10 protein-coding genes are annotated in these 13,650 nt (G+C 65.8%); 5 read left to right on the forward strand and 5 right to left on the reverse strand.

Going from position 1 to position 13,650, the window contains the following annotated elements; translation table 11 throughout:
- Positions 1 to 22 precede the first annotated feature (22 nt).
- Positions 23 to 1,042: a rhamnose ABC transporter substrate-binding protein gene (gene rhaS, locus FVD38_RS18095; protein ID WP_147936108.1), complete on the reverse strand. Its 1,020-nt coding sequence runs from the start codon at positions 1,040 to 1,042 to the stop codon at positions 23 to 25.
- Positions 1,039 to 1,899, reverse strand: a complete 861-nt coding sequence (locus tag FVD38_RS18100) for a DeoR/GlpR family DNA-binding transcription regulator (RefSeq protein ID WP_147936109.1) — start codon at positions 1,897 to 1,899, stop codon at positions 1,039 to 1,041. The genes rhaS and FVD38_RS18100 overlap by 4 nt, the downstream gene beginning before the upstream one ends.
- A gap of 361 nt (positions 1,900 to 2,260) precedes the next feature.
- Between FVD38_RS18100 and FVD38_RS18105 the strand changes: the two genes are divergently transcribed.
- From FVD38_RS18105 to FVD38_RS18115, 3 genes are all read left to right on the forward strand, one after another.
- On the forward strand, positions 2,261 to 4,369 hold the full coding sequence (locus FVD38_RS18105; RefSeq protein ID WP_147936110.1) for a bifunctional rhamnulose-1-phosphate aldolase/short-chain dehydrogenase: 2,109 nt from the start codon (positions 2,261 to 2,263) through the stop codon (positions 4,367 to 4,369).
- Between the two features lie 113 nt (positions 4,370 to 4,482).
- Complete coding sequence (gene rhaI / locus FVD38_RS18110) at positions 4,483 to 5,778, forward strand: L-rhamnose catabolism isomerase (RefSeq protein WP_147936111.1); 1,296 nt, start codon at positions 4,483 to 4,485, stop codon at positions 5,776 to 5,778.
- Positions 5,779 to 5,780: 2 nt separating this feature from the next.
- Positions 5,781 to 6,104 (forward strand): L-rhamnose mutarotase, encoded by a 324-nt coding sequence (locus tag FVD38_RS18115; RefSeq protein WP_147936112.1) that lies wholly within the window; start codon positions 5,781 to 5,783, stop codon positions 6,102 to 6,104.
- A gap of 50 nt (positions 6,105 to 6,154) precedes the next feature.
- Here the strand turns inward: FVD38_RS18115 and FVD38_RS18120 are convergent, their stop codons facing one another.
- Positions 6,155 to 7,504 (reverse strand): TolB family protein, encoded by a 1,350-nt coding sequence (locus tag FVD38_RS18120; RefSeq protein ID WP_147936113.1) that lies wholly within the window; start codon positions 7,502 to 7,504, stop codon positions 6,155 to 6,157.
- Positions 7,505 to 7,660: 156 nt separating this feature from the next.
- Here FVD38_RS18120 and FVD38_RS18125 point away from each other — a divergent pair, with 156 nt between their 5' ends.
- Both FVD38_RS18125 and FVD38_RS18130 read left to right on the forward strand, forming a co-directional pair.
- The gene (locus FVD38_RS18125) at positions 7,661 to 9,934 is read left to right on the forward strand and encodes a DUF6250 domain-containing protein (RefSeq protein ID WP_147936114.1); all 2,274 of its coding nucleotides are present in this window, start codon (positions 7,661 to 7,663) and stop codon (positions 9,932 to 9,934) included.
- A 15-nt stretch (positions 9,935 to 9,949) separates the two neighbouring features.
- Positions 9,950 to 11,374, forward strand: coding sequence for a glycoside hydrolase family 88/105 protein (locus tag FVD38_RS18130; RefSeq protein WP_147936115.1), 1,425 nt, complete (start codon positions 9,950 to 9,952; stop codon positions 11,372 to 11,374).
- 9 nt (positions 11,375 to 11,383) lie between these two features.
- Here the strand turns inward: FVD38_RS18130 and FVD38_RS18135 are convergent, their stop codons facing one another.
- Together FVD38_RS18135 and FVD38_RS18140 are read right to left on the reverse strand one after the other, a co-directional pair.
- On the reverse strand, positions 11,384 to 12,358 hold the full coding sequence (locus FVD38_RS18135; RefSeq protein ID WP_147936116.1) for a glycoside hydrolase family 43 protein: 975 nt from the start codon (positions 12,356 to 12,358) through the stop codon (positions 11,384 to 11,386).
- Positions 12,355 to 13,644 (reverse strand): rhamnogalacturonan acetylesterase, encoded by a 1,290-nt coding sequence (locus FVD38_RS18140; protein ID WP_147936117.1) that lies wholly within the window; start codon positions 13,642 to 13,644, stop codon positions 12,355 to 12,357. The genes FVD38_RS18135 and FVD38_RS18140 overlap by 4 nt, the downstream gene beginning before the upstream one ends.
- Positions 13,645 to 13,650 lie beyond the last annotated feature (6 nt).

The raw sequence follows: 13,650 nt of genomic DNA on the forward strand, positions 1-13,650 counted from the left end.
TGCGCGCGGCGAACGGGCCGGATCAGAACAGCTTGGCGAACTGGTCGACGTTGCCGGCGTTGTAGGTGAACGGCGGGCCGAGGGCGGTTTCGCCATTCGCATCCAGCGTCACGGCGCCCAGGCGGCCGACCGAGACGATCGCACCGTCGCCGGATTGCGCCTTGCCGGCCACGAACTGGTGCGCCGCGAAGGTGGCCGCGTAGCCGAGATCGATCGGATTCCAGATCGCGAACTCGCGCACCGCGCCGCTCTTGACGTGGCCGGCCATCTCGGACGGCAGGCCCAGGCCGGTGACGAACACCTTGCCTACCAGTCCCTCGTCGGCCACCGCCTTGCTGGCGGCGACGATGCCGACCGTGGTCGGGGCGATGATGGCCTTCAGGTTGGGGTGGCTGCGCAACAGGCCGATGGCTTCGCGATAGCTTTTGTCGGACTGGTCGTCGCCGTACACGGTGGCCACCAGCTTGAGGCCCGCGTACTGGGGCTGTTCGAGCGTCTTCTTCATGATGCCGATCCAGAGGTTCTGGTTCGTCGCCTGGGCCGACGCCGACAGGATCGCCAGCTCGCCCTTGCCGTTCAACTCGGCCGCCGCCATCTCGATCTGCTTCTGGCCGATCATCTCGGGGTTGGACGGATTGAGCTGCATCTGGCGCCCACCGGGGGCCAGGGCGCTGTCGAACGAGATCACCTTGATCCCGCGCTGCATCGCCTTCTTGGCGATCGGCACCAGGGCATTGGGATCGTTGGCCGAGACCACGATCGCATCGACCTTCTGGCTGATCAGCGAATTGATGATCTCGATCTGGCCTTCGGCGCTGGGCGTGGTCGGGCCGGTGTAGATGATCTCGACCCCGCCGATTTCGGCGGCGGCATCTTTCGCGCCCTGGTGGGCGGCGTCGAAGAAGCCGTTGCCCAGGCTTTTCACGACCATCGCGATGCGGATCTTTTCAGGCGCGGCTTCGGCCTTCTTGTCGGCGCAGCCGGCCAGGCCGGCAATCATGCCGACGGCCGCCGCAGCGAGCAGGAGCTGTTTGATCTTCAATGCGAAATCTCCATCAGGGCTGCGGACTGCAAGTCATATTGGGGGCTGTAGCGCGTGGTGCGCAGCGCCGGCAGGTCGCCGTCGGGTTCGACGGTGACGACCTTCACGCCATACTGCTCGAGCAGTTGCACCGCCTTGTCGGAGGCGTCGGTGTCGGTGATCACGGTGGACACGCGATCCAGGCCGCACAGGATCAGGCCGGCCTTGCGCGCGAATTTCGAGCTATCGGCCAGCACCACCAGTTCCTCGGCCTGGCTGATCAGGCGCTTTTCGGCCTGGATCAGCAGCGGATCGGCTTCCATCAACCCGAGCAGCGACAGGCCGTAGACGCTCATGAACATCTTGGTGGCGTAGTGGTGCTGGGTGATGTCGTTGTCGAACGGCGAGAGGATGACGTTCTGCTCGCGGTATACGCGGCCGCCCGGCACGATGATCTCGTTCTCGCTCGAGACCAGCAGGCGCTCGGCCATCAGGAAAGAGTTGGTCAGGATCTTGAGCTGCTTTTCGGTGAGGAATTCGGCCATCATGAAGGTGGTGGTGCCACCGTTGATGATGATCGTCTCGCCGTCGTTGCACATGCCGGCTGCATGGCGCGCGATGGCGCGCTTGCGCGAGGCGAAGCACTGGATATTGTTCTGGAACGTTTCGCTGGTCAGCGGGAACTGGCGCGTCTTGGGCAGCAGGTTCTCTGCGCCGCCCCGGGTGCGGGTGAGCAGATTGCGTCCCGCCAGCCAGCTGATGTCGCGCCGGACCGTCGCCGGGGACGCGCTGAGCCATTCGACAAGCTGCTGGACCGTCGCCGACTGATGCTCGGCAAGCAGTTTCAGCAAACGCTTGCGGCGTTTGTGATTCACCATATTGTGTCTCCTCCGTAAGCCGTCTGGGTGTTTGCGGCATGGGGCCCGTCGTTCCATGCCTCTTTTGGGCAGGAATCGCGGGGTGTTCGAAAAGAGTAGTTTCTAGATGCAATATCGTCAATCACCAAATGATCAATTGACTGATTATTTCCCCGCGTTGCAGCGCACAAACGCTCAAATCGATCAAGTCGGTGATTGATTCCTACTTGGTCAGCAAGTTGATTGTTTCCGCGTTGACACCCCGTGGGCCGCTGCTTTCTACTGTCTGCCGATGCCGTAGCGCTGCCCAGGCAGCGTGCGGACGCAGGACATGGAAGAGACGCATCGATTCGATGACAAAACAATCAACTAGGAGATATTGATGGGCGCTTTGAGCGAAACGAAGCAGCGCGAACCGATCACTTCGCGCTGGGATGAAGCCGTCGCGGCCACGCTGAGTGAGCCGGAACTGCTGCTGTACCGGTCCAACCTGCTGGGTTCCGACCTGCGGATCACCAATTTCGGTGGCGGCAATACCTCGGCCAAGATCGACATGCTCGACCCGCTGTCGGGCGAGCAGGTCGAGGTGCTGTGGGTGAAGGGCTCGGGCGGTGACCTGGGCAGCATCAAGCTGGATGGCTTCTCGACCCTCTACATGAGCAAGCTGCATGCGCTCAAGGGACGCTACCGCGGCCTCGAACTCGAGGACGAGATGGTCGGCTACCTGCCGCACTGCACCTTCAACCTGAACCCGCGCGCGGCCAGCATCGACACGCCGCTGCACGCCTATATCGCACGGCGCCACGTCGATCACATGCACCCGGATGCCTGCATCGCGATCGCCGCCTGCAAGAACAGCAAGGAACTCACCGCGAAGATCTTCGAGGGCGAGCTGGGTTGGCTGCCGTGGCAGCGTCCGGGCTACGACCTGGGCCTGAAGCTCGAAGCGGTCTCGCAGGCGAACCCGCAACTGAAAGGGATCATCCTCGAAGGCCACGGCCTGTTCACCTGGGGCGATACCTCGCAGTCGTGCTACGAAACCACGCTGGCCATCATCAAGCGCGCCGAGGATTGGCTGGCGCAGAACATCCAGCAGCCGGTGTTCGGCGGCCAGGCCAGCCCGATCCTGCCGGCGTCCGAACGCGCGGCGCTGGCGGCGCGCCTGATGCCACTCCTGCGCGGCAAGATCAGCAAGGACGAGTACAAGCTCGGTCACTTCGACGACAGCGACGCCGTGCTCGAATTCGTGAGCAGCGCCCACCTGGCGCCGCTGGCCGCGCTGGGCACCTCGTGCCCGGATCACTTCTTGCGCACCAAGATTCGCCCGCTGGTGCTGGACTTCGACCCAAGCGCACCTGATTTCGAGCGCCTGGCCGCGAGTCTCGACCAGGCCCTGGTCGACTACCGCGCCGACTACACCGCATACTATGAGCGCTGCAAGCGCGCCACCAGCCCGAAGGTCCGCGACGCCAATCCGATCATCTACCTGATCCCGGGCGTGGGCATGCTGTCGTTCGCGAAGGACAAGGCCACCGCGCGCATCGCCGGCGAGTTCTACGTCAACGCCATCAATGTGATGCGCGGCGCGAACGGCGTCGACACCTATGTTGGCCTGCCGGAACAGGAAGCCTTCGACATCGAGTACTGGCTGCTCGAAGAAGCCAAACTGCAGCGCATGCCCAAGCCGAAAAGCCTGGCCGGACGCATCGCGCTGGTGACCGGCGGCGCCGGCGGCATCGGCCAGGCGGTCGCGCGCCAGCTGCTGCAGGAGGGCGCCTGCGTGATGCTGACCGATATCGATCCCGAGGCGCTCGAGCAGGCCGGCAAGGACCTGGTCAAGGTGGCCGGCAAGGACAGCATCGGCACCGTGCGCGCCAACATCACCAGCGAGGATGAAGTGGCCGGCATCCTGGAAGCGGCGGCGCTGCGCTTCGGCGGTGTCGACCTCCTGATCTCGAACGCCGGTATCGCATCGGCGGCGCCGCTGGACGAGACCACGCTGGACATCTGGAAGCGCAACCAGGACATCCTCGTCACCGGCTATTTCCTGGCTTCCCGCGCGGCCTTCCGCATCATGAAGCAGCAAGGGCTGGGCGGCAGCATGGTCTTCGTCGGCAGCAAGAACGGCCTGGTGGCGTCCGCCGGCGCCTCGGCCTACTGCACCGCCAAGGCGGCCGAGCTGCACCTGGCGCGTTGCGTGGCGCTGGAAGGCGCCGAGCACGGCATCCGCGTCAACGTGGTCAATCCCGACGCCGTGATCCGCGGCTCGCGCATCTGGGACGGCAAGTGGAAGGAAGAACGCGCCGCCTCCAACAAGATCGAAGCCGACGACGTCGAGGAGTTCTACCGCAAGCGCAGCATGCTCAAGCTGTCGGTGCTGCCGGAAGATATCGCCGAAGCCGTGTACTTCTTCGCCAGCGACAAGTCGGGCAAGAGCACCGGCAACATCCTGAACGTGGATGCCGGCAATGCCGCGGCCTTCACGCGCTGACCGCGACCGATACGCTAAGATAGCAGGACATCACAACAAGCCGGGACGCCGACCCTAGAGGGTCGCGTCACCGGTCATCGGCGGCTTATGCCGCCAGCATCAAGGAGACGAGAATGACAAGCGTTATCGACGCTGGCCTGGTCGCGGACCAGAACGCCAAACTGGACGCGCAACTGCAGGCCGACTACGAGGGATTGGGCGGCATGCTGGCGCGCCGCGGCCTGGACATCGACAAACTGACCGCGCTGGCGCAGACCTTCGCCGTGGCGGTGCCCAGCTGGGGCGCCGGTACCGGCGGCACGCGTTTCGCGCGCTTCCCGGGCCGCGGCGAGCCGCGCAATGTGTTCGAGAAGCTGGAAGACTGCGCCGTCATCCACCAGCTGACCCGCGCCACCCCGAGCGTGTCGCCGCACTTCCCGTGGGACAAACCGACCGACGCATCGGAGCTGCGCGACACGGCCAAGGCGCTGGGCTTGGCCTTCGACGCGGTCAATTCGAATACCTTCCAGGACCAGCAGGGCCAGGAGCAGAGCTATAAATTCGGCAGCCTCACCTCGACCAGCGCCGCCGTGCGCGCGCAGGCGGTGGCCCACAACATCGAATGCATCGAGATCGGCCGTGCGATCGGCTCGCAGGCGCTGACGGTGTGGGTCGGCGATGGCGCCAACTTCCCCGGCCAGCATAATCTTCGCGGCGCGCTGGAACGCTACCTGGACAGCATGCGCGAGATCTACGCCGCGCTGCCGAGCGACTGGAACGTGTTCATCGAACACAAGCTGTTCGAGCCGGCGTTCTACGCCACCACCATCGCCGACTGGGGCACCAGCTTCGCCTGCGCCACCGAGCTGGGACCGAAGGCCAAGTGCCTGGTCGACTTGGGCCATCATGCGCCGAACACGAATATCGAGATGATCGTGGCGCGCCTGGCGCAGTTCGGCAAGCTTGGCGGCTTCCACTTCAACGACAGCAAGTACGGCGACGACGACCTGGATTCTGGCTCGATCAATCCGTTCCAGCTGTTCCTGGTGTTTAACGAGCTGGCCGACGCGGCGCGCCGCGAGGGCGACGCCTTCAAGCCAGCCTATATGCTCGACCAGTCGCACAATGTGACCGACCCGATCGAGAGCCTGATGAGCAGCGCGGGCGAGGTGCAGCGCGCCTTCGTGCAGTCGGCCCTGGTCGACCGCGCCGTTCTGGCCGGCCTGCAGGAGCAGAACGACGTGCTGGAAGCGGCGCAGACGCTGAAGCGCGCCTTCCGCACCGACGTCAGCCCGATCCTGGCGATGGCGCGGGTGCGTGCCGGCGGCGCCGCCGATCCAGTGGCCTGCTACCGCGCCAGCGGCTACCGCGATCGCGTGGCCGGCCTGCGCCCGGCAAAGGCCGGCGCCAGCGGCAGCGGGATCGTCTGACCATGACCGTTCACGCCACGCGGGCCTTCCGCATGAAGCTCAAGGCCGGCAATGAGGCGGAGTATCGTCGCCGGCACGATGCCATCTGGCCCGAGCTGGCCGCGCTGTTATCCGGCGCCGGCATCCACGATTATGCGATCTTCCTCGACGAAGCGACGCTCGACCTGTTCGCGGTGATGAAGCTGCGCCCTGGGCACGATCTGGGGCCGCTGCCCGATCATCCGGTGATGCGCAAATGGTGGGACTACATGGCCGACTTGATGGAGGTCGAACCGGGTAACCGGCCGAAGGAGTGGCCGCTGACCCAGGTGTTTCATCTGGCTTGATTCAGATTGATCCGACGGCCTGGCATTGCCAGGCCTTTTTTCTATCCGGGTCAGCGCACCGGGAAGCTGCGTTCGAGCCAGGCCTTCGGCACCGGCACCACCACGATATTCATCGAGCGGCCGTCTTCCGACAGCATGGCCGACTGGATCTGGATGCGGGTGCCGTCGGCATTGAAGGTCGGGTGCGGATGGTCGGCCGCGGTGGTCTTGTGGCCGGTGGTGAGCATCATCATCTCGCGGTTGCGGCGGTCGATCAGGTAGACGCTGCGGCTGAAGTCATCGCCAACGGCGAAACGGCCGTCGCTCGAGCCATGCACGTGCCACAGGCCGCTGCCCGATTCGGTCTGGCCGACGATCTGCATCTGGCGCGTGCGCAGGTTGACGATCGCCAGGCCGGTCGGCTTTTCGCGGGTGCCGGTGGCGCCCCAGCCGTCGTCCTGGCCCGGGTTGGCGCCGCCGACATCGGTGGCGGGGCCGGCCACGGACGCCGCCGCGCCGGGAATCGCGCGGTGGCCCATGATCGCCATCGCCACTTCGTCCTTCGAGATCACCGCTTCGTGCGTGACCCATTCGTACGGCGCTTCCGGATACAGCGGACGCAGGCCGCTGCCGTCGGCGCGCACGGTCCAGGTGCGCTGCGGCGACTTGCCGCCGGTCTCCCAGCAGAACACGATCTCGCCCGGATTCCACAGATTGGCCTGAATGTGGCCGACCTGGAACGGCACCGAGACCACATGCTTGATTTCGCCGGTGCGCACGTTCAGGCGCGCAATGCCTTGCGGGCCGGCGCCCATCTTGCGCGGGCCGAAGGCCGGCTCGATCTTCGTGCCCGGCGCCAGGTGCTTGGCGGCCTGGCCCGGGCCAACCTTGAAGTAGACCCACTCTTCATCGGCGTCGAGCGCGAGGTCGCCGCCGGCTTCCAGTTCGGCCGGCAGGTTCGAGACTACGCGCTGGTAGGTCGCCGCGGGCTGCATGCGCTTGGCGGCGCTGTCGGCCAGAACCCGCGCCAGGTCGGTTTCTACGATCTGCAAACCAGCATCTGCCTTGCGCATGTAGTACAGCTTCATCGACTTCTGCGCCAGGTTCAGCATGCCGGTGTAGCCGCCTTCGGTCACCTGCACCAGGTCGCCCGTCGCTTCGTTCACCGCCAGCGCCTCGCTGCCGGCCAGGCGCGAGCGGAACACCAGCCACTTGCCGTCGGCTGTCCATTGCGGGTGGGTCGGATAGATCTTCGAATCGCCGTGCGGTTTGCTGGTCAGGAAGGTCAGTTCGGTGCCGGTGACCGGATCCTTGACGAGCTTGCGCTCGGAGGGAAAGCGTTTGCCGATCTGGGCCGAGGCGTCGGCGCACAGCAGCAGCGCGACGGCCAGGCCGATCGCGGAATGCATGAGGGGTCGCATGAGAGTGTCTCCGTCTTGTGGATGTTGTCCGCTCATTGTTACAGTACGAGTTGCTCATTTCCAATCATATTGCTGATTCTTTCTGCGTATTGACCGCCGTGGTTGATCGCGCCGCATAGAATCTGCCTATAACAACGACCGACGGAGACCGTGGCAATGACTGTTTCGCGCGCACTGCAGCGGGTATTCGCATGGCTGGTATTGGCCTGCGCCATGGCGCCGGTCCATGCACAAGGCCAGGCGGCTGCTGTGAACACCGACCCTGCGCGCGCACAGGTCGTGCTGCCGGAACCCGCCAACCCGGCCCTGCCTTCGATCATCCTGATCGGCGACTCCACCGTGCGCAACGGCCATGACGACGGCCAGGGCAAGGGCGCGCAGGGGCAGTGGGGCTGGGGGAATCCGCTGGCCGCCCACGTCGATGCGGCGCGCGTCAATCTGGTAAACCGCGCCGTGGGCGGGCTGTCCAGCCGTACTTACATAAGCAGCGGACATTGGGAGCGCACGCTGGCCCTGGTCAAGGCGGGCGACGTCGTTATCATGCAGTTCGGGCACAACGATGCGTCGCCGGTCAACGACGACAAGCGTGCGCGCGGCACGATCCGTGGCGTGGGTGACGAGTCCACAGAGATCGACAATCTCCTGACCGGCAAGCGCGAGACGGTGCACAGCTACGGCTGGTACCTGCGCAAGTTCATCGCCGACATCCGCGCCAAGGGGGCAACGCCGTTCGTGGCCTCGCTGGTCCCGCGCAAGGCCTGGAACGACGATGGGGGCAAGGTGCGCCGCAACCGAGCCGATTACGCGGGCTGGGCAGCCGAGGTGGCGCGCAGCGAACAGGTGGGCTTCATCGACCTGAATGAGATCGTGGCGGCTCGCTACGATGCAATGGGGCGTGACGCCGTCATGGCGCTGTTTCCGGTCACCGTGCCGGACGAGCGCGTCCACACTAACTGGGCCGGCGCGGTCCTGAACGCCCAGGTCGTGGCGACCGAGCTGGCAAAGCTGGGCGACCCGCGCATGAAGATTTTCCTGAAACCGATGGACGACGTCCGGCCGGTGGTCGATGCGCGCACCGTGCGCGACGAGGTTGCGCGCGATCCGACCCTGCCAACCCTGATCCTGGTCGGCGATTCCACCGTCAAGAGCGGTGGACAGAATGGGGCGATCGGTTGGGGCGAGCGCATCGCGCCTTACTTCGACGCCGGCAAGATCAATGTCGTCAATGCTGCGATCGGCGGTCGCAGCAGCCGCACCTTCTTCACCGAGGGCCGCTGGGAGCGGGTCAGGGCGCAGCTCAAGCGCGGCGACGTGGTGCTGATCCAGTTCGGCCATAACGACGGAGGCCGCATCGGCGACCCGGCCTCGAAGAATCGTGCCTCCGCACCCGGCATCGGCCCCGAGACGGTCGAGGACACACGACCGGACGGCAGCAAGGAGCAGGTGCACAGTTTCGGCTGGTATATGGCGCGCTACGTCACCGACGCCAGGGAAAAGGGCGCCACCGTCGTCATCGCCGCGCCCATCCCGCACCGCGACAAGTGGCAGGGCGAGCGTGATTTTGCCAATTTCGCCGACTGGGGCCGGCAGGTGGCCCAGGCTGGCGGCGCCCACTTCATGGATTTGACGATGCTGGTCTCGGACGCCTATCGCGAGGTCGGCGCGGCGACGGTCGACACCTTCTTCTCGGACGCCCGCACCCATACCAATGCCGCCGGCGCCGAGTTCAATGCGCGCCAGGTCGTCGCAGGCCTCGCAGCGCTGCCGGGTAACCCGCTGGACGCTTATTTTTCGCCGCAAGCGTGCGTGCGCTGGGGCGAGCGCGGCGCCTTGCTCCATCAGGATGATTTCAATGGCTCCTTGACCGGCTATGTAAGCGAGTATGCGCGCAAACCCGGCAACGTCGTCGCCAACCGCAACGGGCGCCTGTTGATCGACGTCGATTCGGGCGCCACCGTGTGGCTCGACAAGCCCCTGTCGGGCAACCTCCTGATCGCCTACACGCGCCGGGTGGTGATGGACGGCGGACCGAACGACCGCCTGTCGGACCTGAACCAGTTCTGGATGGCGCGCGATCCGGCGCGCGATTCGCTTTTCACCCGCTCCGGCAAATTCGAGGACTACGACGACCTGGAGCTGTACTACGCTGGCATAGGCGGCAACGGCAACACGACCACGCGCATGCGGCGCTACGGCGGGGGCGATCGCGCCCTGGTCGCTGAACGACTTGGCCGCGACGAGCTGCTGGAGGCGAACCGCGATTACCGGATCGAGATCGCCGTGCGCCACGGCTGCACGCGCATGTGCGTGGACGGCCGTGACGTCTTCACCTATTACGACCCGCAGCCGTTCACGCGCGGGTATTTCGGTTTCCGCACCACGTGGTCGCGCCAGACCATCGACGGACTGACCATCCACCAAATCCAATAAAAGGAGACACAAGCAATGCAATCACCCAAGCCGCGCCACACCATGATGGCCATACTCGTGGCGGGCCTGTTCCCGTTTTCCCTGGGCGCGATCGCGCAGGACGCGCCGCCGCCGCAGGAAAAAGGGCCGGCCCCGGCCGACGCCATGCTGCATGCGCTCGAAGTGACGTACCCGACTCCGTACCGCGCGATGGAAGCGGCCGAAGTCAAGGCCGTGCTCGACCGCGTATTCACGTATCTCGACCGCACCACGCCAGCGGAACTGATCGACAAGACCACGGGCGCCGCCATCACCGACGTCGCCAAGGCCAACCCGAATGCGGTGCTCAAACCCGGCGACTTCCGCCTGACCAGCTACGAGTGGGGCGTGACCTATATCGGTATGCTGGCCGCGGCCCAGGCCACGGGCGACGCCCGCTACCAGGATTACGTGACCAAGCGCCACACCCTGCTGTCCCAATTGACCCGCGCCTACCTGCCGGTGGTGAAGGCCGATGCGCAGAATTCGCATGCGCCGATCAAGAGCTTCCTGAACCCGCATGCGCTGGATGACGCGGGCGCCCTGTGCCACAGCTTCATGAAGGCCAAGGTGGCCGGCTCGAAGGTCGACTACGGCCAGATGATCGGCGTGTGCGGCGACTTCGTCACCAACAAGGAATACCGCCTGAAGGACGGCACGCTCGCGCGCGGCGGCCCGGACGGAAAAGGCGGCCGCAAGATGCGCCCGCTGCCGGACACCTTGTGGCTGGACGATATGTTCATGGGCGTGCCGACCATGGCCTACCTGGGCAAGACCACGGGCGACAGCAAGTACTATGACGACGCGGTGCGCCAGGTGCAGCAGTTCTCCAAGCGCATGTTCAACCCCAAGCTCGGCATCTACATGCACGGCTACGTCGAGGGCAAGCGCGATCACCCCGAATTGCGCTGGGCCCGCGCCAACGGCTGGGCGGTGATGTCGATGGTCGAGGTGCTCGAAGTGCTGCCCAAGACCCACAAGGGCTATAACGCCGTGCTCGAGCAGCTGCGCGCACACATCCGCGGCCTGGCCGGCTACCAGACCCGCGACGGCTTCTGGCACCAGCTGATCGACCGCAACGACACCTACCAGGAGACCTCGGCCACCGCGATCTATGCCTACGCGATCGCGCGCGCGGTCAATCGCGGCTATGTCGAGCCGGAGATGTACGGACCGATGGCCAACCTGGCCTGGAACGCAGTCGCCAGCAAGGTTACGCAAAACGGCCAGATCGAAGGGATCTGCGTGGGTACCGGCATGGCGTTCGACCCGGCCTTCTACGCTTATCGGCCGACCAGCGTGAAGGCAGCGCACGGCTACGGTCCGGCCCTGCTGGCCGGCGCCGAGATCATCGAGATGAACAAGAAGTTCAAATTCGGCCTGAACGACAGCGGCCTGATGTTCCAGGGCGGCCGCGACTGACCTTCACCCTCAGGGCGCCAGCGCCCTGAGCCGCTCCACCAGGCTGGCCGGGGCCGCGAAGGCGGTCCCGTGGCGCATCTTGTGCGGAAAGCGCATGCGTGTGCTGACGTCTTCCCAGTGCAGCATGTCGCGCGAGCGCAGCGCGCCGTAGTGGCCGGCGGTGTAGGCGTCGAAGTACAGCAGCACCTCGTCGCCCACCTGCAACGCGCTCGGACCCTCGGCCCACAGGCCTGCCGGTGTGATCGGTGTGCTCAATGTGCCGAACGGACCTTCCAGGCTGGCCGCCTGTGCGACCTGCAGGTATTTGCGGGGCGGATGGCGGGTCTCGTCCTTCACGACCAGCCAGTCGCGACCCAGCGCCCGCACGAAGGTGGCGTCGATCACCGAGAAACCCGGATCGTAGAACAGCCGCGTCGGCGTGAAGCTGGCGAAATCCTTCGTGGTGGTGGCGTAGATGCGGTGGTCGTACTTCTTGTCGCCGGCAGCGTCGCCGCCGGCCTCCGTACGCGGGAAGCGGCCCGGGATCGTCGACGACCACAGGATCAAAAAGTGGCTGCGCGCGGTGTCGTAGAACACCTCGGGAGCCCAGGCATTGAGCGCCGTCGGTTCGTGCGCCATCACCGGCAGGCTGCGCTGGTTCGACCATTGGACCAGGTCGGGCGATGACGCGTAGCCGATGCCGGTATCGTTCCAGCCACTGGTCCAGACCATGTGGAACAGCCCGTCCGGCCCGCGCGCGATGCATGGGTCGCGCATCAGCTTGGTCGGGCCGACGGTGGGCGCCAGGAAGCTGGCGCCGCCGCGCAGCGCCTCCCAGTGGTAGCCGTCGCGGCTTGCGGCGAAATGCAGGCCGTCGGCGCCGTTTCCCAAGAAGTAAGAGAACAGGTAGGCCTGGTCTTCGGTGGAACGACTGGCGGGCAGCGCTCCGGCGCATCCGCCCAGCAGGCCGCTCGCCAGCAGGGCCAGGGTGGTACGGCGCTTCATCGAGCAGCCCCGGTGGTCACTTCGCGCTGTCCGTCGTCGCCGAGCGGCCGCGCTTGCGTTCGACCGGGGCTGGGCGGTACCGTGAAGCCAGCCACCGGATCGGGATGGGCGGGGTCGAAACGGAAGTCGGGCACGAGGTGGGCGGCATGCGCAAGCTTCGCCTCTCGCATGCCCAATGCTACCGACTTGGCCAGCAGGTAGCTGCCATAGGGGTTGTGATGGGTATTGTCCAGCTTTCCCGGCGCCGGCGAGGCGAACGCCGCCTTGGAGCCTTCGACGCCGAGGGCGGCGTACATGGTCTTGCTCATCGCATTCAGGTCGATGAAGGGTACGCCCAGCTCGTGGGCAGACTGGCGTGCCGCTTCGGCATAGTCGGTGAGCGAGGGCTTGACCTGGCCTGCGGCGTCGAAGGCGCGGCGCTCGACCGGCGAGACGATTACCGGCAGGCCGCCGCGCGCACGCGTCATGTCCACGTGCGTCTTGATCTCGGCCTTGTAGGTCGTGAACGGGCCGCTGCGGCCATCCTTGATCTGCTTCTGGTCGTTGTGGCCGAACTGCATCAGCAGCAGGTCGCCCGGCTGCATCATGCTCAGGATCTTGTCGATGCGGCGGCGCGCCAGCGAATCGCGATAGGTTTCGCCCGACTGCGCGTGGTTCGATACTGCGATCGTGGGGCCGAAAAAGCGCGGCAGCATCTGGCCCCAGCTGTTATACGGTTCGCCCGGCTGGTCGCTCACGGTCGAGTCGCCCAGAAGGAAGATCGTAGGCACCCTGGCCGGCACGATCTCGATGCGCTGGACGGCGGCGTGGTCGCCATTGAATTCCAGGGTCAGGCGCTCATCCCAGTTCCAGGCCTCGGACTCGGTCTCCCGCGGGGCCTTGAGGGCGACAGCGCCGGCCGCGACGCCGGGCACGGGGGCGATGCGCGCGGTGCGCACATTGGCGACGAAGGTGCGCAACACGCGCTGTCCGGCCGCCGCCGGCACGTTTTCGAGCATCAGCCGGCGCAGCTCGGACTTCACGGTGGTCGCGGTCGGCTGCGTGGCATCGCCCAGCACGACGGTGACGGCGTAGTTGCCCTCGGGGAGACGGACCGAAAAATAACTGCCGCCGTCCTCGAAGCCGTAGCCGCGCCCCGCATCGTAAGGTGTGCCGGGGGCGACGCGGGTGTAGCCTGCGGGCGCGTCGGCGTCGCCGAACACATATTGAGTGGGCGCGGTGGCGTGGGCCTGTGCCGCCAGCAGTGCGCCGGCCGCAAGGCAGATTGCGTGGAAAGTGTGGGTCATTGCGGA

This window comes from Massilia arenae (genome assembly GCF_008014745.1).
GTDB classification, from domain to species: Bacteria; Pseudomonadota; Gammaproteobacteria; order Burkholderiales; family Burkholderiaceae_D; genus Telluria; species Telluria arenae.